The organism is Kitasatospora sp. NBC_01560, assembly GCF_045208415.1.
GTDB lineage: Bacteria > Actinomycetota > Actinomycetes > Streptomycetales > Streptomycetaceae > Kitasatospora.
The window spans coordinates 7,450,900-7,476,283 of the sequence record NZ_CP109364.1 but is presented as its reverse complement, the minus strand read 5'-3'; the positions used below and the strand labels follow the sequence as shown (position 1 = coordinate 7,476,283).

Annotated in this window: 22 protein-coding genes; 10 read left to right on the top strand and 12 right to left on the bottom strand. The window is 71.1% G+C overall.

Annotated features, from left to right (window positions below; genetic code table 11):
- The first annotated feature begins 14 nt into the window (after positions 1–14).
- Together OH807_RS32245 and OH807_RS32240 are read left to right on the top strand one after the other, a co-directional pair.
- Complete coding sequence (locus OH807_RS32245) at positions 15–281, top strand: ATP-binding protein (protein ID WP_406206119.1); 267 nt, start codon at positions 15–17, stop codon at positions 279–281.
- Positions 271–450, top strand: a complete 180-nt coding sequence (locus OH807_RS32240; RefSeq protein ID WP_406206116.1) for a hypothetical protein — start codon at positions 271–273, stop codon at positions 448–450. The genes OH807_RS32245 and OH807_RS32240 overlap by 11 nt, the downstream gene beginning before the upstream one ends.
- A 36-nt stretch (positions 451–486) precedes the next feature.
- On the opposite strand, the gene OH807_RS32235 is transcribed toward OH807_RS32240, so the two are convergent.
- The gene (locus tag OH807_RS32235; protein ID WP_406206113.1) at positions 487–1,815 is read right to left on the bottom strand and encodes a CynX/NimT family MFS transporter; all 1,329 of its coding nucleotides are present in this window, start codon (positions 1,813–1,815) and stop codon (positions 487–489) included.
- A gap of 55 nt (positions 1,816–1,870) precedes the next feature.
- Here OH807_RS32235 and OH807_RS32230 point away from each other — a divergent pair, with 55 nt between their 5' ends.
- Complete coding sequence (locus tag OH807_RS32230; RefSeq protein WP_406206110.1) at positions 1,871–2,650, top strand: AraC family transcriptional regulator; 780 nt, start codon at positions 1,871–1,873, stop codon at positions 2,648–2,650.
- Here OH807_RS32230 and OH807_RS32225 read toward each other — a convergent pair.
- A complete protein-coding gene (locus OH807_RS32225; RefSeq protein ID WP_406206107.1) occupies positions 2,647–3,249 on the bottom strand; it encodes a cysteine hydrolase family protein in 603 nt (200 codons plus the stop codon). The two genes, OH807_RS32230 and OH807_RS32225, sit on opposite strands and share 4 nt — an antisense overlap.
- A gap of 100 nt (positions 3,250–3,349) precedes the next feature.
- Entirely contained in the window at positions 3,350–4,639 is a 1,290-nt protein-coding gene (locus OH807_RS32220) for an MFS transporter (RefSeq protein WP_406206104.1), read from the bottom strand.
- Between the two features lie 126 nt (positions 4,640–4,765).
- Between OH807_RS32220 and OH807_RS32215 the strand changes: the two genes are divergently transcribed.
- Positions 4,766–5,701: a LysR family transcriptional regulator gene (locus tag OH807_RS32215; RefSeq protein WP_406206102.1), complete on the top strand. Its 936-nt coding sequence runs from the start codon at positions 4,766–4,768 to the stop codon at positions 5,699–5,701.
- Positions 5,702–5,744: 43 nt separating this feature from the next.
- Here OH807_RS32215 and OH807_RS32210 read toward each other — a convergent pair whose 3' ends face one another.
- Positions 5,745–6,104: a hypothetical protein gene (locus tag OH807_RS32210; RefSeq protein WP_406206100.1), complete on the bottom strand. Its 360-nt coding sequence runs from the start codon at positions 6,102–6,104 to the stop codon at positions 5,745–5,747.
- Between the two features lie 309 nt (positions 6,105–6,413).
- Here OH807_RS32210 and OH807_RS32205 point away from each other — a divergent pair, with 309 nt between their 5' ends.
- The 5 genes from OH807_RS32205 (at position 6,414) to OH807_RS32185 (ending at position 9,533) form a co-directional block, all read left to right on the top strand.
- Positions 6,414–7,025: a TetR/AcrR family transcriptional regulator gene (locus tag OH807_RS32205; RefSeq protein WP_406206097.1), complete on the top strand. Its 612-nt coding sequence runs from the start codon at positions 6,414–6,416 to the stop codon at positions 7,023–7,025.
- The gene (locus OH807_RS32200) at positions 7,018–7,368 is read left to right on the top strand and encodes a nuclear transport factor 2 family protein (protein ID WP_406206094.1); all 351 of its coding nucleotides are present in this window, start codon (positions 7,018–7,020) and stop codon (positions 7,366–7,368) included. Before OH807_RS32205 ends, OH807_RS32200 begins: the two co-directional genes overlap by 8 nt.
- A gap of 182 nt (positions 7,369–7,550) precedes the next feature.
- Entirely contained in the window at positions 7,551–7,919 is a 369-nt protein-coding gene (locus OH807_RS32195) for a hypothetical protein (RefSeq protein ID WP_406206091.1), read from the top strand.
- Between the two features lie 130 nt (positions 7,920–8,049).
- Positions 8,050–8,685, top strand: coding sequence for a hypothetical protein (locus tag OH807_RS32190; protein WP_406206089.1), 636 nt, complete (start codon positions 8,050–8,052; stop codon positions 8,683–8,685).
- 125 nt (positions 8,686–8,810) lie between these two features.
- Positions 8,811–9,533, top strand: a complete 723-nt coding sequence (locus OH807_RS32185; RefSeq protein ID WP_406206086.1) for a TetR/AcrR family transcriptional regulator — start codon at positions 8,811–8,813, stop codon at positions 9,531–9,533.
- Here OH807_RS32185 and OH807_RS32180 read toward each other — a convergent pair.
- The 6 genes from OH807_RS32180 to OH807_RS32155 form a co-directional block, all read right to left on the bottom strand.
- A complete protein-coding gene (locus OH807_RS32180; protein ID WP_406206083.1) occupies positions 9,520–9,963 on the bottom strand; it encodes a hypothetical protein in 444 nt (147 codons plus the stop codon). The two genes, OH807_RS32185 and OH807_RS32180, sit on opposite strands and share 14 nt — an antisense overlap.
- Before the next feature lie 147 nt (positions 9,964–10,110).
- Positions 10,111–10,530 (bottom strand): hypothetical protein, encoded by a 420-nt coding sequence (locus tag OH807_RS32175; RefSeq protein ID WP_406206081.1) that lies wholly within the window; start codon positions 10,528–10,530, stop codon positions 10,111–10,113.
- A 102-nt stretch (positions 10,531–10,632) separates the two neighbouring features.
- Positions 10,633–11,061 carry a hypothetical protein gene (locus OH807_RS32170; protein WP_406206078.1) on the bottom strand — a complete coding sequence of 143 codons (429 nt, stop codon included), beginning with the start codon at positions 11,059–11,061 and terminating at the stop codon, positions 10,633–10,635.
- A gap of 91 nt (positions 11,062–11,152) precedes the next feature.
- A complete protein-coding gene (locus OH807_RS32165; protein WP_406206076.1) occupies positions 11,153–11,302 on the bottom strand; it encodes a hypothetical protein in 150 nt (49 codons plus the stop codon).
- A 158-nt stretch (positions 11,303–11,460) separates the two neighbouring features.
- On the bottom strand, positions 11,461–11,892 hold the full coding sequence (locus OH807_RS32160; protein WP_406206073.1) for a hypothetical protein: 432 nt from the start codon (positions 11,890–11,892) through the stop codon (positions 11,461–11,463).
- An 81-nt stretch (positions 11,893–11,973) separates the two neighbouring features.
- Positions 11,974–18,807: an RHS repeat-associated core domain-containing protein gene (locus OH807_RS32155; RefSeq protein ID WP_406206070.1), complete on the bottom strand. Its 6,834-nt coding sequence runs from the start codon at positions 18,805–18,807 to the stop codon at positions 11,974–11,976.
- Positions 18,808–19,419: 612 nt separating this feature from the next.
- Between OH807_RS32155 and OH807_RS32150 the strand changes: the two genes are divergently transcribed.
- A complete protein-coding gene (locus tag OH807_RS32150) occupies positions 19,420–23,868 on the top strand; it encodes a LamG-like jellyroll fold domain-containing protein (protein ID WP_406206067.1) in 4,449 nt (1,482 codons plus the stop codon).
- 70 nt (positions 23,869–23,938) lie between these two features.
- Here OH807_RS32150 and OH807_RS32145 read toward each other — a convergent pair whose 3' ends face one another.
- Both OH807_RS32145 and OH807_RS32140 read right to left on the bottom strand, forming a co-directional pair.
- Positions 23,939–24,682: a hypothetical protein gene (locus OH807_RS32145; protein ID WP_406206065.1), complete on the bottom strand. Its 744-nt coding sequence runs from the start codon at positions 24,680–24,682 to the stop codon at positions 23,939–23,941.
- Between the two features lie 90 nt (positions 24,683–24,772).
- Entirely contained in the window at positions 24,773–25,321 is a 549-nt protein-coding gene (locus OH807_RS32140) for a PadR family transcriptional regulator (protein WP_406206062.1), read from the bottom strand.
- Positions 25,322–25,384: the final 63 nt, after the last annotated feature.

Genomic DNA, 25,384 nt, shown 5'->3' with positions numbered 1-25,384 from the left:
CGACGCACGGCCGGGTGCCGGGCCGGCGGTTCGAGCTGTCGCTCGCGCTCACCGCCGGACCGGACGGCCGGGCCCTGCTGCGGATCGAGGTCTCGGACTGCCGGGGCGACCGTCACCCCCGGCTGCCGGCCGCCTGCGGGGCCGACTCCCAGTCGGGGCGCGGCCTCGTCCTGGTCGACGCCCTGGCCGATCGCTGGGGCAGCGTGCCCCGTAGCCCCGGCGCCAAGACCGTCTGGGCCGAACTCGACCTGCCCGCCCACCCGTTCCCCCATGCCGCCTGAGCCCCGCCGGCACCCGCGGGCGGCCGCCGCCGCCTACACCGTGCTTCCGCTCGCCCTCCTGCTGGCCCTGGTCGCCTGGGCACTCCCGCTGATCACCCGGCACCACCCCGTCCACCGTCCCCCGTCCACCGGCCCGTCCGCCACGACCACCGCCCCCACCCACCCGTGACCTGTGGATCCCGCCGAGCCCGCTGGTCCTGGCCCTTCAGGAGGACGCCAGGACATGGCGGTCGCGGCTCGCACCGAAGGCCGCGACGGTCTGTGCGACGAGCACGGCGAGCAGAACGGCGACCGGCAGGGACCATCCCCCGCTCGCGGAGTGCAGCAGGCCGAGACCGAGCGGGCCGAGGCAGGCGATGAGGTAGCCGATCCCCTGGGCCATCGTCGAGAGCCGGCCGGTGTGGTGCGCGTCGGGCGAGCGGGCGACGATGTAGCCGAGGGCGAGACCGATGGCGAGGCCCTGGCCCAGTCCGAGGGCGGTCATCCAGAGGTAGGCGCCCGACTCGGGAGACGTGAGCAGGCCGACGAAGCCGGTGGCGCACAGCAGGGCGGCCGCCAGGGGCGGGACGAAGGCCGGGCGCAGAGGCTGCTGCAGCCAGGGGGCCGCGAAGGATGCGGCCATGCCGGGGAAGCTGGAGAAGGAGAGCATCCACCCGGCCCGGCTGTCGCTCATGCCGTGGTCCTGAAGGAGCGTCGGCAGCCAGGCGAGGATCGCGTAGTAGCCGAGGGACTGCAGGCCCATGTACAGCGTCACCGCCCAGGCGGTTCGGTCGCGCCACAGCGCCCCGAGTCCCGGTGCGGGTGCGGGTGCGGGTGCCGGTGCCGGTGCGGGTGCGGGTGCAGCGGCATCGGCTCCTCCTCGGTTCACCGGCTCCTGTCGCCGGCGGTTCGGGAAACGCCGCTCCGGCACCAGCAGTTCGGGAAGCCAGGCGAGCGCGGCGACGAGGGACGGGACCGCCCCCAGCGCGAGCACCTGCCGCCAGCCCCAGCCGGTGGCCGACTCCAGCGGGACGACCACGCCCGCGGCGAGTGCGGCTCCGCCGGACAGGGCCAGGGAGTAGCAGCCGAGCATCAGCCCGGAGCGGCCGGCGAAGTCGTGCTTGATGAGCTGCGGCATCAGGACGTTGCCGACCGCGATCGCCACACCGGCGATCAGGGTGCCGCCGAACAGGGCGAACACTCCCGGGACCGACCGCAGCACAATGCCGCCGGTCAACGCGAGCAGCGCGTACCACAGCAGGTGGTGGGGTCCGAAGCGGCGGGTCAGCCGGGGTGCGAGGAACGCGAACGCCCCGAAGCAGACGACCGGCACCGTCGAGAGGGCTCCGCCGCCGAACGACGAGAGGTGTTCGTCGTGCTCGACCTCCGTGAGCAGGGGGGACAGGGACGCGACGGCGATGCGCAGGTTCAGCGCAGCCAGGCTGAACGCGAAAGCGGCTCGTACCGTGCGCGCCCCGGCCGGTCCGGGAAGGGACGGCTGCCGGGACGCCGACGGGCGGGCCGCTGGGGCCTGATGGGTCACTGGGCTGTTCATGCCGTCCACTCTCGGGCGGGGCCGGGATGGCGGGCTACCGATAGGATGCCAATCCATGAGGGAAACCCGCCATCTTGATCCCGCGGAACGCGGTCGCATCGTCCTGGCGCACGGGCAGCGGCTGCCCACCCACGCCCACGACCGCGGCCACCTGGTCCATCCGGCCACCGGCGTGCTGTCCGTGACCACCGCCGGGGGCACGTGGATCGCCCCGCCGACCCGGGTGGCATGGACTCCCGCGGCCTTCGAGCACCACCACACCGCGCACGGCAACGCGGACATGCGGATTCTGTTCCTGTCCGACGCACTCGCCGCCCGGCTGCCCGCGCACCCCGCCGTGCTCACCGTCTCCGGGCTCGCCCGCGAGGCCCTGCTCGCCCTCACGGCCGAGGAGGCGGCCACCGGCGTCGGCCGGGCACCGGAGGCGGTCGACCGGCTGCACGCGGTCGTCGTCGACGAGCTCACCGCGGCGCCCGAGCAGCCGCTGCACCTGCCCGAGCCGGCCGACGACCGGCTCCGGGCGCTGACCGGCATCCTCTGCGCCGACCCCGCCAATCAGCAGACCCTCGCCGAGCTCGGCGCGCGCGTCGGGGCGAGCGAGCGCACGCTCAGCCGGCTCTTCGGGCAGGAACTCCGGATGAGCTTCCACCAGTGGCGCACCCAGCTCCGCATCCACCACGCGCTCACCCGGCTCGCCGCGGGGAAGTCCGTCACCGACACCGCTCTCGCCTGCGGCTGGGCCAATCCGACGACGTTCATCGAGGCCTTCGCCGCTCTCGTCGGCGAGACCCCCGGCCGCTACCGCCACCGTCAACTCCCCACCGGGGGCGGCTAGGAAGCCGCACCGAGCAGGACGCGCAGCCCGGCAGTGTCGATGACGTGGGCCCGGGTCGGGAGGACGCGGCGGAGCAGGACGTCGTGGACTTCGGCGTCCGGGTCGGCGATGCCGTCGGACAGGACGTGGATCCGGTAGTCGCGGTCGGCCGCGTCGAGGACGGTGGACAGGACGACGCCGCCGGTACTGATGCCGGCGACGACCAGCGTGGTGATGCCGCGCTCGCGCAGCTGCCGGTCGAGGTCGGTGGTGGACAGGGCTCCGAAGCGGGTCTTGCGCACCACGATGTCGCCGTCCCGGGGCACCAGGCGCTCGTGCACCGCGGTAGCCGCGTCCTCGTGGTGCATGGCCCGGTAGTGGGCCACCGGGGCGAAGGCCTTGTTGGCCGGCGGGATCGCGTCCCAGTCGGCCTCGGTGAAGCCGACGCGGACGTGGGCGACGGTGCCACCGTGGGCGCGTACGTCGGCGACGGCCCCGGCCACCCGGCCGAGCAGGGCTTCGCCGTCCGGCTCCGCGGGCAGCAGCGCCAGGATCGCGGGCTGGAAGTCCAGGACGAGAAGGGCGGTGCGCGCGGGGTCGAGTGCGGGGGTGGTGGTCACTCGGGGGTTCTCCTTGCTCGGTGGTGGCCGGTCGGCGTGGACGCGGCCGGCGGACCGGGTGGGGGCTCGGGGCAGCACGGGCGGGGTGAGGTGTGGTGCGTCACGGGTGGCTGGGGGCGGGTTCGGGTTCCGGTTCGGCCTCGGGCTTCGGCTTCGGCTTCGGCTGGGGCAGGCGTCGTCCGTGGCGGGGCAGGAGCAGCAGCGGGGTCGCCAGCAGGAGCACGCCCGCCAGGCCGATGGCCGTCCGCAGGCCGAGCAGACCGCCCAGCACCCCCCACGCGGCGGTCAGCAGCGCGGTCGTGGCCCTGGTCGTCACCGCCCAGGCGGAGAGCGTGCGGGCGACCCGGTCGGCCGGGGTGCGTTCGAGGCGGTAGGTGGTGCAGACGGGGTTGAAGACGGCGCAGCAGAAGATCAGCCCCAGCTCGATGCCGATCACCTGGACCAGCCCTGCGGTGCCCGCCCCCACGAAGGCCAGTCCGACCGGCCAGAGGGCGCGCAGCGCGCCGGACCGGAGGAGGACGGGGTGCTGTCCGAACCGGGTGACGAGCGGTCGGGCCAGCCGGGCGCCGAGCAGCCCGCCGATCGCGGGCGCGGCGAAGGCGAGGCCGTACTGCCAGGGCGCGAAGCCGAGCCGGCCGAGCAGCAGGACGGTCAGCAGCGGCTGGGTCGCCATGAGCAGACCGTTGAACAGGGCGGTGTTGACGAACAGCGGGCGAAGCGTCGCGTCGGCGAGGATGAACCGCCAGCCGTCGAGGACGTCCCCGGCCCGCATCCTCGGGGCCTCCCGGGGCGCGGGCGGCGGCTCGCTCCGGCCGGTCGCGCGGATGCCCAGGGCCGACAGCAGGTAGCTGACCGCGTCGGCCGCGACCGTCACCACCGGCCCGAGGAGCCCGATCGCCGCGCCGCCCAGCGGCGGGCCGACGATCGTCGTCGTCCAGGCCGTGGCTTCGTACCGGGCACTGGCGACGAGCAGGCCATCGGCCGGCAGCAGTGACTTCAGGTAGGCGCCGGACGCGGCGCGGAAGGTGATGTCGGCCGCCGCGACGACGACCGAGACCAGCAGGAGCTGGAGGAGGGTGAGCCCGCCGAGCGCGTACGCGACGGGGACGGTCAGCAGCGCCGCGCACCTCACCGCGTCCATCGCGATCAGCACCGGCCGCTTGCGGCGGAACTCCACCCACGGGCCGAGCGGCACCGCCACCACCGCGCCCACCGCGGCCCCGACGGAGGCGAGCGCGGCGACCGCAGCCGGCCCGGCGTGCAGCACCCGGACGGCGATCAGCGGGAACGCGCCGAAGGCGAGCCAGCTGCCGAGCTCGCTCGTCCCGTACGCCGCCCAGAGCCACCCGAACGGCCGCCCCAGCCGGTGCCTGCTCCTGCTGCCGGCCACCAGGCCACCTCCCACCCGTACAACCAATGAGCAACTCGGAGCATCAAAGCGGGCGCACCAGCCCGGCAGCAAACAACCGAGGAGGCCGTACGACACAACCACGGGTTGTACCCCTACGCTGTCCGCATGGATCTCGACACCGTCCGGACCTTCGTGGCCGCCGCCGACGCGGGGCAGTTCCAGGAGGCCGCCGCCGAGCTGGCCGTTACCCAGCAGGCCGTCTCCAAGCGCATCGCCGCCCTGGAGCGCCACCTCGGCGTCCGCCTGTTCACCCGCACCCCGCGCGGCGCCGCGCTCACCATCGACGGTCAGGCGTTCCTGCCCCACGCGCGCGAGCTGCTGCGCGTCGCCGAGCGGGCGGCAACCTCCGTGCGCCCCGGCCGGCGCCCGCTGCGCGTCGACGTCCTCACCTCGCGCAGCGCGCAGTCCGGCCTGATGCGCGACTTCCACCGCGCGCACCCCGACGTCGAGCTCGACGTGGTGATGCTCTTCGACATCGAAGCGGCCGTCGAGGCCATCCGCTCCGGTGCGATCGACGCGTCGTTCCGGGCCGTCGCCGCGCCCGGCCGACCCCTCCCCGAGGACGTCGCGTCCGCCCGGGTGCTCGACGAGCCGCTCCAGCTCCTCACCGGCCCCGCCCATGCCCTCGCGGCCGCACGGTCGGTCTCCCTCGCCGAACTCGCGAGCCACCGCATCTGGATGCCCGGCCTCACCCCCGGCACCGAGTGGACGGCCTACTACGACGACCTCGTCGCCGCGTACGGTCTGACCATCGAGGCGACCGGCCCCAACTTCGGCTCCGACGCCCTGCTCGACACCATCGCCGACACCCCGGCCCTCGCCACCTTCATGGGCGCGCATACCCGCCTCATCTGGCCCGCCGGCCACGGCCTGCGCCGCATCCCGGTGACCGACCCCACGCCGGTCTACCCGCACTCGCTGCTCTGGCAGCGCGACAACCCGCACCCCGCCCTGGCCACCCTCCGCACCCACCTGGCGACGTCGGCACCGGGCCACGGTGCGGCCGGGGCGTGGGTGCCGGGCTGGGTGCTGCCGGACTGAGGGCGGCGGGCCCGAACGGGCTGCCGACAGCGGTGCTCCACCGTCAGCAGTGCTTCAGCGCCTCGGTGATGTACGGGTCGGCGGACCGGTAGGAGAACGTCCGCACGGGCGCGGCCTGGGCCTTCTCCGCCGCGTCGGCGAGCGCCTGGTGCGCACTGTCGGCGAGGGCTGCCGCGTCAGCCAGCTCCCGGGCCGCGCCGAGCCGGTTCATCACCGAGTCCGCGGCTGCCTGCCCGGCCCGGTCGGCGGAGTCGGTCGGCACTTCCGGCAACGGGCGCGGGAGGCCCTGCAGCACCGCGCACGCGGCCCGCGCGTCCTCCGAGCCCTTCGCCGACCCGCCCGAGGAGCAGGCCGAGCAGGCCAGCAGCACGACCAGTACGGCGGCAGCAGCAGCCTTCTTCACGGTTCCCCCCAGTAGGCCCGGTCCCCTCCGCCGAGGCCTCGGACCATCGGACCCGAGGGCCAGGCGCGCGACAACAGCGCAAGGGTGACCACCCGGGGGCGCGAAGTCAAGGCCGCGTCCCACCAACGTCATTGACATGACGTCAGCTCACCGGCGGGCGGCCGGTCCCGGGAGGTGGCCACGGGCCGGCGCCACGACCTCCGGGGGCGGGCCCTGCCGCACCTTCGCGACCGCGCCGGACACCGTGGCGACCACCCTCGCCGACCGTGCTATTTTTTGGTGAGCAATCGTTCAACTACGGAGGCCGGGATGGGGCGCAAACAGCTCTGGGACCAGGACGAGGTGCTGGCCTCGGCCATGCGGCTCTTCCGCCACCGCGGGTACCTCGGCGCCTCCCTGCGGGACATCGAGGAGGCCACCGGCGTGCACCCGGGCAGCCTGTACCGGACGTTCCGCAACAAGGACGGCCTCTTCCACGCCGCCCTGGACGCGTACAACGAGAAGGTCGTGCAGGGCCGGGTCCGCACCCACCTGCTGGAACCGGCGGACCCACTGGCCGGCATCCGCGCGTTCTTCACCACCGCGATCGAGACCGGCCCCGAGCCCGACCCGGGCTGCCTCCTCACCAACACCGCCGTCGAGTCCTTCGCCCTCCCCCAGACCGCCGCCGACGTGCACCACGGCCTGGCGGCCATCCGAGGCGGCTTCGCGGACGCGCTGACCCGCGCCGGGCGGCGCGGCGACACCCCGCCGGACCTCGACACCGAGGCCACCGCGGCCCACCTGCTCGCGCTCTACCAGGGCCTGCTGGTGCTCGTCCGGGCCGGCCTCCCCCGCACCACTCTGCACAGCGTCACCGACGGCGCGATGGCGTCGATCGGCTCCCTGAGAACCTCACGAAAGCAGGACGACCATGAGTGACACCCAGCAGCTGTGGAACGACTACGCCGCCTGCTGGTCGGCCGACCCCGCCGACCGGCCCGCCGCCCTCGCCGCCGTCGCGGTGGACGAGGTGGCCTACCGCGACCCCGGCACCGAGGTCGGCAGCCTGACCGAACTCGCCGCCTACATGGCCGGCTTCACCGGCGCCTTCCCCGGCCACCGGTTCCGCATCGACGAGGTGCTGGAGCACCACGACCGCTCCCTCGCCCGCTGGACCCAGCTCGACCCGCAGGGCGGAACGGCGTCGACCGGCATCAGCACCGCTCGCCACCACCAGGACGGCCGCCTCAGCGACATCACCGGGTTCTTCCTCCCGGCCTAGCCGCACGGCGCAGCAGGCGGGCGGCGGCGCGGCGGCATGGCGGCGCGGCGGCAGGATGTGGACAGGGCGCAGCCTGGTTCGTGACGGTCCGCCCCCTTGGCCCCCTCCCGCCCGCTCCCTACGATGGGGCGGACTCGACGTCGGACCGGGCGTCGGATCCCGAGGCAGGGGTGGTGGCGTCGGTGACACGATCGTTGGGCGGCAGAGTGGTCTGGCTGGTGCTGGCGGGCCTGGCTGCCGCCACGGCCTGTACGTCCTCCGGCGCGCCGCAGCCCGCCTCGGCCGACAGCGGCGAGACGGCGTGCTCCGTGCTGCGGCGGATCCCCGATCCGTTCCCCGACCTGCCGACGGGCGGCGCGACCGGCACCCCGTACGACCTCAACGCCCACCGCCTCGCCGCCGCCAGACTCCTGGCAGCCGACGCCGCCGGCACCGACGCCGCCCGCCGGCCGCTCGCCGATGCCCTCGAAGGTGCGTTCCGGGCCCTGACGCAGTCCCAGGAGATGTCCGAGGGGCAGACGCATCTGGCCGAGGCCCGCCGCCACTGCTGAACGGGCGGCCGGGGGCCGTCCGGTCGGTCTTGCCGAACCGGCTGCGCAGGCCTCGGCCGGCCCCGCACAATGACCAAGGCCGGAGAGATCACCTTCCGGCGTGGGGGGCGTGGCCGAGTAGGGGGCGGTAATGACGTACGCGGAATCCAACGGCGGCGCGGGGGGACTGCTCGCCTTGTGCTTCGGGGTCTTCACGGCGGTGCTGGGTGGCCTCCTGGCCACGAACTGGCATGGCTTCGCCGCGCGGTTCCTGCCCGACGCCAGGACGCCGGATGCGGGGCAGCGGCAGATCCCACCGTGGCGCCGGGCGCCCGGGCCCCGGGGCGAGGCCGCCGTGCCGGTACTGCTCCGCGTACTCGGAGGATTCTTCGCCGTCGCCGGCGCCGTCATCACGGTGGTCGGCATCTCCCTCCTCGCCCATGGCGACGCGGGTTCGCTGTTCACGCGCGGCCGGCAGCCCGAGGGCGTCACCGCGTTCATCTACCCCGCGTTCGCCGTGCTCTGGTTGATCCGGTTCTGGCGCCCCGGCGGCCTGTCCGCCGCCGCCTTCGCCGACGGCGGCTCCGGCCGCCGCCTCGCTGCCGCCCTCGGTACGGTGTGCATCGTCGGCTTCGCTCTCCTGTGGTACGAGGGGTTCACCGGGCTGACCTCCCTCACGTTCCTCGTCGGGGTGTCGTGCTTCCTGTGGCTGGCGTTCTCGCGCAGCCGCCCTGCCGGCGCTGCCGACGCCGCGGACCGGGCCCGCCGGGGAGAGTCCGACTCCTGACCGGCGCCGACACCGGAGCCTTCTCGCCCGCCGCCACCCGATCGGGGCGGCGGCGGCATCCCCGCCGACCGCGCACCGAACGTCAACCCTGTTGTCGTAGTCTCCGATGCCCTAGGCTGCCCGGCATGACGGAGCGCGTGGTCCCCGAACCCGACCGGCGACGCCGGCGGCCGACCAAGCAGGGCACCGTCCTGTCCGAGCAGGTCATCGTGGATACCGCCCTGCGGCTGATCGGCCAGCACGGCGCCGCCGCGCTCACCGTCCGCCGCCTCGGAGCCGCCCTCGGCGCCGACCCGAGCGCCGTGTACCGCTACTTCCACAACACCGACGACCTCATGCTGGCCGTCGCCGACGAACTCATCGGTCGCGCCCAGCAGGGCCTGCGGCTCACCGGCGACTGGCAGGCCGACCTCCGTGAGATCGGCACCCGCATCCACACCGCCTACCTGGCGCACCCGCAGGCCGCCCAACTCGCCGCCCACCGCACCACCGGACGGGACCACGAGACGCGCGCCGTCGAGACCATCGTCGGCGTCCTGCGCACCGCCGGCTTCCCCGACCCCGACGCCGTCCGCGTCTACCACGCCTTCGTCGACCAGGCCCTCGCCTTCGCCGGCCAGGACGCCGCCGCCCTCGCCCTGCCCGCCCCCGCCCGCGCCGCCGACCTCGCCGTCTGGCGCATGCGCTACGCCCGCCTCGGCGCCGACACCCACCCCCACATCGCCGCCACCGCCGAGCTGCTGATCGCCGACATGGACCGCAGCGGCTACCCCTTCGCCCTCGACCTCCTCCTGGAGGCCGCCGCCGCGCGGCTCGCGGCCCTGCGCCCGGACGTCACGCCGTCCTGACTCCAGCCTCGGTGGTGGCCGCGGCCCCCGGGAGCTTCTTCAGGAAGCTCTCCAGCTCGGGACGGGAGTGCGACGAGACGTTCAGCCGCAGCGGCCGGGCCCGGCCGGGGAGCTTCAGGAACAGCGCGTTCCAGACCTTCCCCCGCTTCACCTCGTGCACCAGGCCACCCGCCTCCCCCAGCGGGACGACGGCGACCAGCTCGGACGGCGCACTCTTCGTCCGCGGCCCACGGTGCACGTACACCGCGCGGTCCGTGACCGTGACGAAGTACGCGTGCTGCACCAGCATCCCGAGCAACCCGATCGCCCCCATCAGGTACTGACTGGGCCCGTCGATCGCCAGCAGTACCAGCCGCGGCCGCTCGGTCGGGTCGATCTTCAGCACCGCCCGCCGGGCCTGCGACTGGAGGTTGAGCTTCTTCTCCGACATAGCTTTTCCTGCCCCTTCGGCACCTGTGCCCCCGTGTCCCCGTGGGCATCGCAGGAGACCCTAGCGACCACACAGGCCACCCCCACACCCGGGGCGGCCTGCACAAACACCCGCCCACCGGGAGCGGGGCCACCCGCGGCGAACCGATCAGAGCGCCTTGACGAGGGACTTCACGGGAGAAGGAACATAGCTGAACCAGAGCTCAGCCTCACCGTCGTGCGACAAGTAGGCCACCCAAAAACTGCACCGCCCACGCCCGTCGTTCCTTGCCGCATCGATCCGAACACCATCGCCCGCATCCGTGACGTATTCCTTCGCCCAACTCCCCCCGACCAGGACCACCGGGTCAGCCACGGCCCCTGAAGTACCACCGCAGACACTCACCGGGAGCTGCGAGCCGCCGACCGTCCCGTCGGGCTTCAATTCCAGAAAAAATGATCCGTTCCGCCATGTCCCCTCCGGATCGGGCGTACCGGCATGCCCCACGACCCACCATGCGACCCCGGCCACACCGACCACGATCAGCGCCGAAACCGCCGACAACACCGTCTTCCACCTGGAAGCCACCAACTCTCCATCCCCCGCCGCACTTTCGCTCCCGTGACGGGAGAAGACCGCCGACCACAGCACAGCGCAGGGGCCGCTCCAGGCCGCGCCCGCCCCGACGAACTACGCCTTCGAGAACCACCGATCCTCGCTCCCCCGTGGCTGGGCGCCCAAACCGGCCACCTGCCCCTTGCGTTGCTCCTGCAAGAAGATCTGACAGTCCCGACCTACGTTGTAGCCCCGAAGGGTGACGAAGACCCCCGGCCCGGCGTCATCCACACTCCCGGCCTTCCAAGTCCCCTGGTACTCACCGAGCGGATCGGCGGCCACCACCGGAACCTTCGAGCAGAAGTAGCCGTCGAGCCGCACCTCCCCGAGGCTCCCGCCCTCCCGCAACTCGATCACCTCGTCCCGCGCAGCCCAGCGGCCCACGTAGTCCTTCGCCGCCGGCCCCGGCCTGAGCTTGACGTACGTGGTCACCCCGACAATCAGCAGGAGGCCCACCACCAGGACCACCCCCTCGCGCGACCTCAAAAAGTCCTTCACCCGCATGACTCCTGACTCCTCGAAACAGCCGGGACCGGACCGACAACTCGACCGGTCCGGCCCCGCGCAACTGTGCACCGGCGGGTTCGCCCGTGGATCAGACGGATACCGAGGGGGCGGTCGTGCTGCCAGCGGGAGCGTCGTGGCGGTCGCCGAAGGCGACGGGGGTGACGGGGGTGACGGTGAAGGTGGCCGCGCTGCCGGTGCAGTCGGTGAAGGTGAGGCTGTGACAGTTCGTGCCTGGCACACCTCGCCTGCCCGGGCGTCCGCCCTCAGGAATTAGGTCTCGCCCCCCGGCCGCAGGCTCCTCCCATCCGTCGCATTCCTCCACCCTCGGCCGAACCCATGACTGCCAACGACAGCACGGGCGCAAGGCCGATGCCAAGCCGCGCCCGTCCCGACCAACTACGCCTTCGAGAACCACCGCTGCTCGCTCCCCCGCGGCTGGGCGCCCAGACGGGCCACTTGCCCCTTACGTTGCTCCTCAAGGAAGATCTGGCAGTCCCGACCTTCGTCGTAGCCCCGAAGGGTGACGAAGACCCCCGGCCCGGCGTCGTCCACGCTCCCGACCTTCCAGGTCCCCTGGTACTCACCGAGCGGATCGGCGGCCGCCACCGGAACCTTCGAGCAGAAGTAACCGTCGAGCCGCACCTCCCCGAGCCTCCCGTCCTCCCGCAACTCGATCACCTCGTCCCGCGCGGCCCAGCGGCCCACGTAGTCCTTCGCTTCCGGCCCTCCCGGCCTGAGCTTGACGTACGTGGTCACCCCGACAATCAGTAGGAGGCCCACCACCAGGACCACCCCCTCACGCGACTTCAGAAAGTCCTTCACCGCCATGGCTCCTGATTCCTCGAAACGGCGGAGACCGGACCGACGCTTCGACCGGTCCGGTCCCGCACAGCTGTGTACCGGCGTTCATCACTCCGGCTTGAAGTCGTCCCTGCGGCCGTAGTCGCCATTCCTGATGTCCGACCGGACGGTTTCCAGGATGAACTGCAAGGTCGCCTCCTCGCTGTGACTGTCCCGGTACTTGACGGCCTCAACACCAATGTTGCGACCTCGGGCGTTGTTCAGCAGGTCGGTCAGGTGGTCACGATAGTTGGCGTCGGTCAGGTCGGGTGGAGATCCGAAGGCCTCATGCGCGGTCGCCCAGGCCTTGGCCTGCCTCGCGCCCTGCTCGTAGGCAAGCCGCGCCTGCCACATAAGGTGCCGGAAAGAGTTGACCCTGTCGTCCTCGTCTGGCACGTCGGGGTACTCCTGGTTCTGCATCCTACCGGCCCACTCCTCAATGCCCTTCGCCTGCATGCACCCTTCGTACCCGATACCGATGCAGACGTCGAACTCCGCCGAGTTCGCCTTGTTGTACTTGTACGTCGTCTGGCCCCCGCTCAATGAGGTCGGGTAGGGCGATTCCGCGAGGTACTCCTTCTCAAGTTCCAGGCCCCGGGCACGACGTACCTGCTTCATCGCCTTCTCCATGTCCTCCGTCCTCATCGGGCCGCCGGTCGCCCAGGTCCTCATGATTCGCTCGTGTTGCTCGAACTTCTGGTAACCGGCCTGCCGAATCGGTTCCGCGGCGTTGGTCTCCGCAACGATCCTGTCGTAGTTCCGGCCGTCCCCCTCGATCTTGGTTCCCATGTGTGAGCACTTGGCCATCCCGCTCGCGCACTCCTCAAGCGCCATACCTGTGGGGTCGGTCTTGTTGACTGGGTTGTTGTTGCTGTACACGTATGCGTTCCACTGCTGCGGGTCCTTGGGAAGGATCAGTGGATCCGGGCTGAGGAAGCGGCCGGTGGTGGGTTGGTACTGGCGGGCGCCGAGGTTGGTGAATCCGGTGGCGTCGTCCTTGAGGCCGCCGACGTAGCCCTTGTCGCCGGCCCAGGTGGTGGCGAGGGAGCCGGGGCCGCGGGTGGCTCCGAAGGGGTCGGATGCGCGGCGGGACTCGTCCAAGGTGTCGGAATCGATGGACAGACTGTTGGTGCCGTGGTGGTCGGAGAACTGGTAGCTGAGCTTGGTCGGGCCCTGGCGGACCAGGGTAATGCCGCCGGGGATGCTGTAGTAGCGGGCGCCGGTGCTGGCCCCGGTGCTTGTGTCGTAGGTGAGTTCGTCACCACCACCGAGGTTGACCGTCACCTTGCCGGGGTTCCGGCGCACCAGTTGGTTACCCTCGGCGTCGTACACGTACGTCGTGGTGGCGGTGCCCTGGGTGAGCGAGGCGAGCTTGCCCTCGACGTCCCAGGCGAGCGTGGTGCTGTTGGCGGCGTCAGTGGCGTTCCAGGTGGGGGTGCCGAACTTCGCCACCCAGCCCGGCGTGTAGACGATGAACTTGCCGTCGTCCTGGATCACCGCGAAGTAGCCGCTGTTGTTGCCGACCCAGGTCTTGGAGGACCAGAGCGGCACCCGCTGCGGGTCGTAGACGACGAAGTTGCCGTCGTCCTGCATGGTCGCCCAAGCGCCGGGGTGGTTCTGCGTGTTGGTGGACCAGAGGGCCTGGCCGGTGCGCAGCGAGCTGAGGACCAGGTTGCCGTCGGACTGCATGGCGAACTGGACGCTGTTGGAGCGCACCGACTCACCGGACTTGAGGACGAAGCCGGCACCCAGGGTCTTGAAGCCGCTTGGGTTGTTGATCTTCGTGGTGTTGCCCGCTGCGTCATACTGGTCGGTGCCCGGCGAAGCAGCGGTGGCGCCGTAGGTGTACTTGCCGGTCGCTAGCGCGTGCGGGCCGCCCGTACCACCACCCGTACCAGCCGCGGTGGTCGGCGTGTTGCGGGCACCCACGGCCGGGAACGTCTGGTCGGTCCTCAGATCCTTGGTCGGGTCGCCGGCCGGATCACGGTTGACCAGCTTGGTGCGGTTGCCGGTCAGGTCGTAGCCGTACTCCTGCCAGTAGGCCGCGCTGCCTCCGACGGTCGTTTTGGCGGGCGCGACCGCGCCGCCGGTCGGAGTCGAGTTCGCACAGGCACCCTGGCCGGCGAGCGACGGGGTGGGCTGGTTCAGCTGTCCGGTGTCGCTCCATGCCGTGGTGAGCCGGCCGAGGTAGTCGTAGGTGAAGCACTGCAGGTCGGTCGCGCTCGGGGTGTTGTTCGGGATCGAGCGGATCGCGGTGACCTGCCCCGCCTGGTTGTAGGCGTAGGTGGTGTTCTGGACGGTGCCGGTGGTGGCGGTCTGCTTGTCGATGTACTGGGTCAACAGGCGGGAGGTCGACTCGTCGTAGGTGTTGGTCGCGACTATCTGGGTGCCCCACGGGTTCATCGTGGAGCGGATGTTGCGCCCGTAGGCGTCCCAGTCGGCCTGCCGGAGGTAGGTGACCCCGGCCCCGGACATGTCATTGAGGGTGCCGCTGACCTCGTAGTTGTAGCTGATGTACTCGTCCGCCAGGTCGCCGGCGGCAGCCCGGCCCTCGGTCGCGATCGCGCCGCTGATCGGGTTGTAGTAGGCGTAGTACTCGAAGGTCGCCTGCCCGCTCCGGCCGATCTCGCTGCCAGGGATCGAAACGGTGCTCCTCTTCGGCCGGTAGGCGATGTCGAGTTCAGTGACCGCCTTGGTGTAGGCGTTGCCGCTCGCACCGGTCACGTAGCGGGTCGAGCTGGTGGCCTGCCCCTTGGCGAGGGTGTCGTAGGTGTAACCGGTCAGCTGGTTCGCCGGGGTCACCGTGCCGCTGTAGGTACCGGTCTTGCGTCCGAGCAGGTCGTAGGTGATCGCGACCGTCTGGTTGCGCGCGTCGGTCGTGGACGCGAGGCGGCCCGCGCTGTCGTAGCCGCGGGTCGAGACGCCGGTGTCCGGGTCGTCCGCCCGCACCTGGCGGCCACGCTGGTCGTAGCCGTAACTCCAGGTGTTCCCCGCGGCGTCCACCCGGGTAGCGGTCTGGCCGCCCGGGGTGAACGTGTAGGTGATGACGTCGGCGTCGGTCGGGCTACCGGTGGCTGTGGCCGTCCTGTACTGCCACAGCTGGGTGGTGCGGCCGCGGGCGTCGGTGACGGCGCTGGTAGCGGTGGCTCCGGTCGGCGGGGTCACGTCGGTCCGGTCGGCGCCCGGGTAGGCGGTGGTCGTAGCGTTCTGGAACACGCCCAGCGCGATGAACTGGGTACTGGTCGGCCTGCCACGGCCGTCGAAGACGGTGTACGTCTGGTTCGGAACCATCGCGGCGTCCGGCCGCCACCGCGCGGTGGTCGGGCCGGTCGTGTCCTCGTAGTAGGTGTTGTAGAGCCGGTTGGCCCGACCGAGCGAGTCGTAGAGTGTATCGGTCACCATGCGGCCGTGGTAGCTGGACACCGCAGGCATACTCTGCGTCTGCACCACGCGGCCGAGGCCGTCCATGATCTGCGTCGACACCGCGTACGTTTCGTCCGGCCGCAAGGTCCTGCTGGTGATCGTCGACGGCGATGAGGTGCCGTTCACGGCGTAGTCGTACGTGAAGCTCGCGGTTGCGCCGGTATCGCGGCCGGGGATCCAGACCGCCTTCAGCCGGCCGAGGGCGTCGTAGGACTGCGTGGCCTTCCGGTCGTTGGGGTCGGTCGTGGTGATCGGCAGACCTCGCGCGGGGTTCAGGGTGACGGTGGTGTTCCGCCACGCACCCGCGTCGGGGGCGCCCGCCGGCGCCGCCGTTCCTGTCACCGTCCGGTCGGGCAGCTCACCAGCGGCGGGAGAACCGTACGTGGTGGTCACCACGGCACCGTTGGGGTTGGCGGTGTCGGTGACCGTGGGGTCGGTGGCGGTCACGGCCCGGCCGTAGGAATCGAAGGTCGCGGTACCAGTGGTCGTGTACTGGGCCGTGCCCGCCGCGTCGTAGCGGTCGAGTGATTGTGCCCCGGTCGGCTCTGCCTTGTCCCCGGCGGTGCCGAAGGCCTGGCCGTCGTAGAGGGTGCGGACACCGGAGACGGTGTTCGCCGCCGTCGGCGTCGCCGTGCAGGCGCTGCTGCCGGAGACGGTGAGCACCTCACTCACCAGGCCCGTCAGCTGGGGGTTACCGGCGGTCGCGTACTTGGTGCGCGCACACACGTCAGGTGTGCCGTCGGCCGTGCTGAGCGAGGTGAGCACGCGGTTGGCGTACGCCGGATCGCTGATCGTCGTGGTGGCCGTGGTCCGCCAGCCGCTGGTAGTCCGGGCCTTGGCCACGGTGCTGGTCTTCGTCGCCGGGTACTGCGCCAGCAGGTCGGGCAGTCCGGTCCGCTTGTGGGTGGCCGTGGTGTACGGGTCGCTGCTGGTGTTGACGGTGTAGGCGTCCGGCTCCGCGGCCTCGGCCTTCGGATAGCTGTCGGTCTCCAGGACCCGGCCCGAGAGCCAGCCGGAGTCAGGCTTGCTGCCGCTCATCGGTCCGGCCACGGTGGCCGGCTTGGCCTGGTTGTTGGCCTTGTAGTCGCCGTCCATGCCCTGGTAGTAGCTGGTGGACGTCTTGATCTGCTCGCCGTCCTTGCCCGAGCCTGCGACAGCGGTGACCGAGGCGTAGCCGTGGAACTGGTCCCAGGTACGGGAGTCGGCCTCGGTGAGTGCGCCGTCGTTGCGGTGCCACGCGGCGTCGCCGTAGGTGTAGTTGGTGGTCTGCGCCAGCGCGCCCGTGATCAGATTCGCGTTCGGGTCCACCGAGACGGACGCCACCGGGTAGCGGAGGAACCAGTCGTCCACCATGCCCTGCACGCCGGTGTCGTACCACTTCACGTTGTAGCAGCTCAGCGCGTTGTTGTCGGCCGAGGCCGGCATCAGGCCGGTCGTCCGCCGGCACGAGTTCTCGCCGTACTTGACGGTGATCGTGCCGCCCGTCTCGGTGGTGATCAGGTTGATCCGGGGGCGGGTGTAGGCGGGCCGCGCCGGTACCAGGCCGTCGACGCGGTTCGCCAGCATCTGGTCGGCGAAGGTCACGGGCTTGAGTTCGGTCTCGGTCTGGTTGTTGAACGTGTCCTTGCCGAAGCGCTGGACGCTCTGCAGCCACGGGATCTTCGTGTTCTCGGACACCCCTGAGTTGGCGGGCGTCTTGAACACGTGCGTCAGGACGTAGCTGTCCACCGGACGGTAGGAGCCTCCGGAGCGCACCTTGGTGGTGATCTTGTTCAGCCACTTGGCCGACCAGAAACTCGGTGCGGTGTTGGCGCAGGCCCCCTGCGCCGCGCACTGCTTGTCCAGCGGCACGTCCGGCCAGTTGGCCGCGTTCGCACTCGTCCGCTGCGACTCGACGCAGAGGGTGTCATTGGTCAGGCACCGCTCACCGGTCTCGAACTCGATCGACGAGGCCGACCGGTAGCTCCCTCCGGCAGCCAACTGGTCCGAGAGCGTCTGACCGTAGGCGATCGAGGCGATCGAGCCGCTCCGGGTGTAGAGCTCGTTGGCGCCCGCCCCGGGGTTCTGGCCACCGCCGCGCGCGTAGTAGTTGGTCTCCGGCGCGTAGGTGTACGTCGTGAGGTTCTTGTGCGGGTCGACGACGTAGTCGAGGTTCCACCGCCACGCCATCTGGCACCACGAGCCCTTGCCCTTGGCACTGTCGTAGCAGGGGTCACCGGAATTGGGTGAGTAGACCGGCACGGTCCAGGCCGACTTGGTCTCCGGCCCGGTCGTGGTCGGGGTGCCGTCGGCAGCCGGCAGGTGGTTCAGGCCGAAGTAGTAGACGGTTCCGGAGGTGTCGGTAACCTTGAGGTAGGTGTTGTTCCTGGTCCCGTTCGTGGCACCGGTCAGGAACTCGACCTTCGTGCCGTCGTCGTTCTTCAACCGCCAGGTGCACTTGGACTGTTCGTCCGCGGCGTTGCCGCTCGCGCACGACGCGTCGTGCGGCACCAGCTCGCCGGAGTGTCCGCCGAGGGAGAGCGTCAGGTTCGCCCCGCCCCAGCACTGGTCGCCGGAGCCCGCGATCCCCGCCTTGCTGCATGGCTTGTACGAGCGCTCCACGAAGCCGGAACTCAGATCCCAGCCGTCGCCGACCCAGGACGCCTGCGCGTTGGTGGAGGAGGTCCTGCCGTCCACCGACGCGGAGTCGTAGCCCAGTGCAATCTGCGGCGCCGCGCCACCCAGTGTGGGGGGCGACTGGATCGGATAGTTGTACGTGAACGAGCCCGAGGAGCTCCCCGCCGTCCAAGCCTGACTCGGCGACAGAGAGGTCGCGCTGTACGTCCCGAGTGAGCCGCCGTTGGCGGCCTGCGCGGCCAGCACGATCGCGGGCGCCGACGCCGCGCCGGCCGACTTCGACTCGGCCTTGGACGCCTGTACCGGAAGATCGACGTCGGCGACCAGCCGCTTGGCCTCGGCGTCGTAGTGCGAGGGCACCGGTGTCGGGGTGAGGCAGCCGGGCCCGTCCGGTGTGGTCAGCGAGCACGCCGGAAACGACACGAGTGTCGCCCGCTCCGCGAAGTCCCCTCCGAAGCCGGCACTCTCAAGATCGAGGCCGACCCGCACCCTCCCGGGGCCGCCCTGGTCGGCGCGCGACAGCGAGACCACCGGGCCCTGCGCACCGGCAGCGGCCGCCACGCTCGGCGCGGCGACCTCCACCCGCAGCTGCGAGGCCGCGGACTCCCCCACCCCGGCCTCCGGTGCCACCGGCGCCAGCCAGGCCGGAAGGTCACCGGCCCGCTTCGACGCGCCGGCGGCCGGCTCCTGGACCGCTGCGCCCTGCGCGGCCGCCCGGGAGGACTTGGCCCCCGGTGCCGGTGGCGCGTCCAGTACCACCAGTGCCGCGCCCGTCGCCGCCTTGACCGGCGTCTTCGGCGGCAGCCAGTTCGGCGAACCCGTCTTCGGCGCTTCCGCCTTGGGCACGTCCTTCTGACCGGACACCGACTTCGTCCTCTGCAACGGGGCACCCGGCGGCGACCAGATCTTGTCGGCGTCCTTGCCCTTCCCCCCGGCGGGGGCCGCTATTGCAGGCACGGCGGGCGCCACCAGAGCCCCCAGCAGAGCCAACGAGCTCACCAGGGCGACGCGTGATCTCCGCCGTAACCCCGGCGGGGCCGCCCCCCGTCCGATGAGCCAGGACATGCTTGAACGACGAGCGGACATCGGTTACCCCCCACAGGTCGCCGCACCTCGGTCGGATGCGGACGGACGGCTCTGCGCCGGACCTTACGGCCCGATGGCACCTCACCGGAGGGGTTTTTCGCGCCCACAGCGAATGTGATCCACGCAACTCGCAAGGCAAAGCGGTCAAGCCCTTTGCAAATCGGGACAACCGTACGAATTAAGTGAGTTGACGAACCGCTCGGCCCTGAGCGAGCTTTCTGGCAAGCCCTGCACGCCTCCGAACCGGACTGACCGCGTGCGGCCGATTAGAACCCGTGGGGGGATCTCGTCATGCCTGCTGCTCCACCCGGAGCCCGCACAACCACCCGGCACCGACCGCGACACCCGTCTCGACGGGCCGCGCTCGCCGCTGCCGCCACGCTCGCCATCGTGCTGTCGTCCGCGGCACCGGCCGCGTTCGCCGACACCGCACCGACCGCACCTGCCGTCCCGCCCGGCTTGGCCGAGACCATGGCCAGGGCCGACGCCGCGCACGCCAACGACAAACCGCCCGCCACACCCGTCGAGAAGGCCCTCGACCAGGCAAGGGCCACCGGCAAGCCGGTTCCCGTACCGGAACTGACCGACGAGTTCAGTGAGACGGTCGCCACTCCACAGGGCCACCTCGCCCGCAGCCAGCACCCCGAGCAGCAACGCATCAGGCTGAACGGCGCCTGGACTGCTCTCGACGCCAGCCTCGTCACAGACCCGGCCGGTGGGTACCGGCCCAAGGCCTCCGCCGCGGGGGTGCACCTCTCCGCGGGCGGGCCGGGCCCGCTCGCCACCCTCACCAGCGAGGACGGCCGCACCCTCACCATCGACTCACCGTTCCCGCTCACGGTCGCGACCGTGGATGCCGGCGGCAACGGCCTGCTCTACCCCGAGGTCGCTCCCGGGATCGACCTCAAGTCCACCGTCACCAAACAGGGCGGTCTCAGCACCGTCCTGATCGTCAAGACTCCCGAGGCCGCGTCGAACCCGAAGCTCAGGACCGTCCACTTCGGGACGGCCACCAAGGGTGTCACGCTCAAGGCCGACGCGGAGCACAACCTCACAGCCACCGCCGACGACGGCACCGTCCGCTGGCACGCCCCCGCACCCCAGATGTGGGACAGCTCCAAGGACGCCACCGCTCCTTCCGCCACCGGCTCACCCGCCGCGGCCGACACCAAGCCCGCAGCCGGTGGAGCGGCCGCCCAAGCCGCCCCGGCGCAGGCGGACGCCGGCGCTCCGGCCCCACCGAAGAGCACGGTCGCCACGGACAGCACCACCGACAACCCCGGCAAGGGAGCCAAGGTCGCGGTCATGCCGACCACTGCCACGGCCGAGGGCGTCGACCTGACCACAGATCAGGACATCCTCCGTACCGGCCAGGGGCCCTGGTTCATCGACCCCGGCTGGATCTACGAGACCCGCAGCGGCAGCGCCTGGACCTGGACCCAGTCCGGTTACCCGGGCAAGGCCAACATCGGGTCCACGGTCGACAACGGCGGCGGGCAGTACGCCCGCCCCGGCGTCGGCTACCAGGGCTACCTGTCCACCAAGGGTGTCGAACGCTCCTACTTCCAGCTCGACACCCGCGGCTTCGCCGGCACGCACGTCAACAAGGCGACCCTGTCCCTGTGGGAGTACGAGTCCTCGGACTGGTCCTGCACCACCAAGTACTGGCTGGACGCTTACCTCACCGGGCCCATCAGCAACAGCACCACCTGGAGCAACCCACCCGGCATCGTGGGCGGCCGACTCGGCGAGGCCCAAGTGGCCGGCTCGGGGCAGAACGGCTGCCACGACAACGTCCAGTTCAACTACGACGTCACCGCCGCCTACCAGACCTACTCGGGCGACCACGACGCGCTCACGTTCGGCGTCTTCGCGCGCGACGAGAGCAACGCGATGGGCTTCAAGCGGCTGACCTACAACCCCGTCGTCGTCGTCGAGTACGACCGGCAGCCGACACCGCCGACCAACCCGTACGTCTCCCCCAGCCCCGGCACCACGTTCCCGTGGGCCGACAACCAGGGCTGCGACGGTTCGTCGATCGGCTGGCTGAGCGCGGGCAGCAACTTCAACGGAGCCGTCACGCTGAACGCCACCGTCCACAGCCCGGTCCAGAACGACCTGTACATGTGGACGCACATCTGGGACTACAGCCTCCCGAACTGGCCCGTCGTCGACGAGGGCTACTCCACGGCAGTGGCGCGGGACACCACAGCATCGTTCAACGTCAGGTCCGACGTGATCAAGGACGGTCACGTGTACGGCTGGGGCGCCCACTCGGCCGATCGGCTGGAAGGCGTCGGCATGTCCGGCTCGGCGCCGAACTGCCGGTTCGGTGTCGACCTGACACCGCCGACCCTGACCGTTCCCAACGTCTCGCGGGTCTTCTCCGACGCCGAGCTCACCGACCAGTACCCGCCGTCCGGGAACGGCCAGGTCACCAAGAAGCGCACAGGCGAATGGGGCATCGTCCCGTTCACCGCGGTCGACACCCCCGCCGACAACGGCACCGCCTCCGGCATCGCCTGCGCCCGCTGGTCCTGGGACCCGAACTTCGCGGACGCCCAGGGACAGGACTGGATCTGCGGTGGCCGGCTGCCCGGCAACGGAGTCCCCGTCCTGCCCAACCGCTGGGGCACCAATATCGTCTACCTCCAGGTCATGGACCAGGCGCGCAACTTCTCGCCGAAGGCCCAGTACGCCTTCTACGTACCGTGGAACCCCGATGGCCCTCCGCCGGTATTCGGGGACATGACCGGGGACTCCGCACCCGACATCCTCACTGCCGACCAGGCAGGTAACCTTCGCACCTACACGGTGCCCGGGAACCCGCTCGCCAAGAGCCCACCGATCACGCTCGTCTCCGACTCCAGGGACGCCCCGGACGGCCTGAGTTGGGCGAACGCCCAGATCACCCACCGCGGCACCCTGACCGGCGGCAACCACATCGACGATGTCATCGCGCACGCCCCGGCATCCCCCAAGATGTACGTCTACGGCAACCCGGGCAACGACGGCTACTACGGCCATGTCGGCAAGAAGGTCGAGCTCGCAAAGCCCAGCTGCACGGTACGCACCGCGGACCCGGTGACCGGAATCCCGGCTGAGGACTGTGCCTGGTACGGCGCGTCCGACTACAACGCGGCCGACTGGTCGAAGACTCTGCGGATCGCCGCACTCGGCGACCCCGTCAACACCAATCTCACCACCGCGCTGAAGTTCAAGAACAAGACCGGCCTCCTCACCATCGAGAGCACCAACAACGGTACGGACGCGGCGCTCTGGTACTATCCGGCGACGGCGGGCAACTTCCTCGGCAAACCTGTCCGGCTGTCCGCGTCTGGCTGGAAGGACAAGGAACTACTCAGCCCCGGTGACTGGGCCAAGCAGGGCCACCCCGGCCTGTGGGCCCGCAACCTGCAGCCGGCTCCCGACGGCGCCCAGGGAGACCTTCGCGCCTACACCTTCACCACCGGCACGGTCGTTTCCACCACACGCGAGGGCGTCCCCGAGAAGGACCCCTCCAACAAGGCCCTCTACGTACCGACGCTCACCCAGATGTCGGGCGGCCTGAAGATCGACAACATTCCCGTGGACGGCTGGCCGGTGCTCGGCTCCGACGGCGACCTTACCGGCAACGGGTCCCCAACCCTCTGGGGCAAGCGCCTCGATGGCCAGATCGACCTCTGGTGGGGCCAGACCACCAATCCCGGAACCGCCAACCCCGGCTTCACCTGGCAGGTCGGCCCCGAGCGGGTCGCCGACACCGCGATCAACCCGCTCTGGTGGAGCCTGGACGGCAAGCCCACCACTGACGGCAAGCCCCTCGACAGCAGCGCCGCCGACCCGCTCTACCCGACGGCCTTCACTCGCACCGCCGACCACAACGGTGTGGCCGACCGGGCGACGGTCTTCACCGGTTCGACTCTCTACCGGAGCTCCAACCGGGCACCTCTCAACACCGCCAAGAGCTACAGCGTCGCTGCCTGGGTGAAGATCAACAACACCAACGGCTTCCAGACCGCCGTCTCACTGGCCGGCAATGAGCGCAGCCCGTTCTACCTTCAGTTCTCCAAGGCGTTCGGCGCCTCCGGCCGCTGGTCCTTCACCATGGCCGCCAGCGACCAGTACAACACCGGCGCCTACTACTCCGCCGTCGACGACAACGAACCACAGGTCGGGGGCTGGACCCACCTGGTCGGCGTGTACAACGCGGAGACGCGGACAGCCACCCTGTACGTCAACGGCCGCGCCGCCGGCGCCACCGTCGTGCCGCAGGTCTGGAACACCAACGGCACCGTCGTCATCGGTGGCGAGACGACCAGCAACTACCCCGGCCCGGACAGCCGGCTGAACGGTGCGATCGGCGACGTACGGATCTATCCCTACGCGTTCACCGACCAGCAGGCCAACGCCATTGCCACCAGCGGCTCCCGCGTACAGATCCACAGCGCCCAGAACACCGGCAAGTGCATGGACGACATGGGTGGCGCCGTCGGGACCCTCGCCACCGTCTACGACTGCTGGAACGGCGACTCCCAGCACCTCACGCTGACCTCCGACAACCGGATCAAGGTCCGTGGCAGCGAGGACCGCTGCCTCGGCCTCAGTGACAAGCCCGGCAGGGCGGGATCCAGGATCCAGATCCAGACCTGCGGCAGCGACCTCGGGCAGATCTGGGAGCGCCGCAGTGACGGCACCCTCTACAACCCGGAGAGCGCCGGGTGCCTGGAGATCCCCGGCTGGAACACGACCAACGGATCCACCCTGGGCATCTGGAACTGCAACGGCACCGACAGTGCCAACCAGCGCTGGTTCCTCCAGGCCCAGACGACGTCCTGAACCACTGAGGTCGTCACACGTCGGTGCCCCCGAGCAATGGCTCGGGGGCACCGGCGCGTTCGCCTGTGGATCAGACGGATGCCGAGGGGGCGGTCGTGCTGCCGGCGGGGGCGCCGAGGGTGTGTTCGGCCTTGGCGACGGCGGCGCGGTAGTAGACGGAGGCCAGTTGGGAGGAGTCACTGTCGCGCTGGAAGAAGCCGTAGGCCATCGCGGTGGGGCCGAAGCGTTCGACGGCGAGGTAGCCGTTGAGTTGGACGCCCGCGAGGTTGCCGTCGAGGCGGACGGCGGGGGCGTCGTGGCGGTCGCCGAGGGCGACGGGGGTGACGGTGAAGGTGACGGCGCTGCCGGTGCCGTCGGTGAAGGTGAGGCTGTGGCAGTCGGTGAACGCGTCGGTGACGGTGGCGAAGTCCGCGGTCAGCTTGGCCGGGTCCTCCGCGGTGAGCGATTCGGTGACCATCGGGTTGCCGCCGGGGCCGTCGAACTCGGCTTCCTGGTGCGGGGATTGCGAAGCGGCGGTGCTCTGGCGGTTCAGCAGGGCGCGCAGCGCGTCGCAGCCCGCCACCGGGGAGGCGCCGTCGCTCGGCGAGGGGCTCGCGTCGGCGGGGACTTCGGTGAAGTCCGGGCCGAGTTCGGCGGCGGTGAGCAGGGCCGCCTTCAGCTGGTCGGCCGTGGGCAGTTGCTCCGCCGGGACGGGCTGGACGGTGATGGCCCGGGGAGGGGCCGCCGAGCCGGCGGCGATGTCGGCCGCGCCGAGGGTGACGACGGTGGCCACGGCCGCGGCGCCGAGCGCGAGGAGAGACCGCGAGCGGTGCATGCGGGCCCCCGATCAGGAGTCGGACAGGGACAGGCACCCAGTGTCGCACCGGGGCTGCCCAGCCGCCCGCCCGCACAGCATCACCGCAGGTCAGGATGGGTTCGACTGCTCCATGGACAGTGCGGCGAGGGTCTCGGTGAGCCACTCCACCCAGAACGTCTCCAGCCCGATCCCGGCCCGCAGCACGGCGTGCTGGAGCCGGTTCTCCCCGGCCGCCCGCCCGGGCGGGAAGTCCCGCTGCTCGATCTCCAGGTAGTCGGCCAACTGCGCCCGGTGCAGTGCGAGATGGCGGGCCAGATCGGCGTCGAGTCCGGCCGTGCCGACCACGGCGGCGGCCCGCAGGCGCAGCAGCAGCGGCTCACGGATGCTCTTGGGCTCGCCGGCGGCGGCCGTCCACCGTTCGAGTTCGGCGCGGCCGGCGGGCAGGACGTCGTACTCCTTCTTCTGTCCGCGCACCGGGCCGGGCTGCGGGAGCGTGCGGATCAGGCCGGCGGTCTCCAGGCGGCCGAGCTCGCGGTAGATCTGCTGGTGGGTGGCGGACCAGAAGAAGCCGATCGACTTGTCGAACCGCCGGGTCAGCTCCAGCCCCGAGGACGGCTTCTCCAGCAGAGCGGTGAGGATGGCGTGCGGCAGTGACATGGGCCGATCCTAGGGCGCGCGGGCCGCTCAAGTAGTCCACAAAAAGGTAATCCGATTCGGAAC

Excerpts from the sequence above, each read along its gene's own strand:
- OH807_RS32240 (WP_406206116.1), top strand. The coding sequence starts at position 271 with ATGCCGCCTGAGCCCCGCCGGCACCCGCGGGCGGCCGCCGCCGCCTAC.
- OH807_RS32235 (WP_406206113.1), bottom strand. The coding sequence starts at position 1,815 with ATGAACAGCCCAGTGACCCATCAGGCCCCAGCGGCCCGCCCGTCGGCG.
- OH807_RS32230 (WP_406206110.1), top strand. The coding sequence starts at position 1,871 with ATGAGGGAAACCCGCCATCTTGATCCCGCGGAACGCGGTCGCATCGTC.
- OH807_RS32215 (WP_406206102.1), top strand. The coding sequence starts at position 4,766 with ATGGATCTCGACACCGTCCGGACCTTCGTGGCCGCCGCCGACGCGGGG.
- OH807_RS32205 (WP_406206097.1), top strand. The coding sequence starts at position 6,414 with ATGGGGCGCAAACAGCTCTGGGACCAGGACGAGGTGCTGGCCTCGGCC.
- OH807_RS32200 (WP_406206094.1), top strand. The coding sequence starts at position 7,018 with ATGAGTGACACCCAGCAGCTGTGGAACGACTACGCCGCCTGCTGGTCG.
- OH807_RS32190 (WP_406206089.1), top strand. The coding sequence starts at position 8,050 with ATGACGTACGCGGAATCCAACGGCGGCGCGGGGGGACTGCTCGCCTTG.
- OH807_RS32185 (WP_406206086.1), top strand. The coding sequence starts at position 8,811 with ATGACGGAGCGCGTGGTCCCCGAACCCGACCGGCGACGCCGGCGGCCG.
- OH807_RS32180 (WP_406206083.1), bottom strand. The coding sequence starts at position 9,963 with ATGTCGGAGAAGAAGCTCAACCTCCAGTCGCAGGCCCGGCGGGCGGTG.
- OH807_RS32170 (WP_406206078.1), bottom strand. The coding sequence starts at position 11,061 with ATGCGGGTGAAGGACTTTTTGAGGTCGCGCGAGGGGGTGGTCCTGGTG.
- OH807_RS32160 (WP_406206073.1), bottom strand. The coding sequence starts at position 11,892 with ATGGCGGTGAAGGACTTTCTGAAGTCGCGTGAGGGGGTGGTCCTGGTG.
- OH807_RS32145 (WP_406206065.1), bottom strand. The coding sequence starts at position 24,682 with ATGCACCGCTCGCGGTCTCTCCTCGCGCTCGGCGCCGCGGCCGTGGCC.
- OH807_RS32140 (WP_406206062.1), bottom strand. The coding sequence starts at position 25,321 with ATGTCACTGCCGCACGCCATCCTCACCGCTCTGCTGGAGAAGCCGTCC.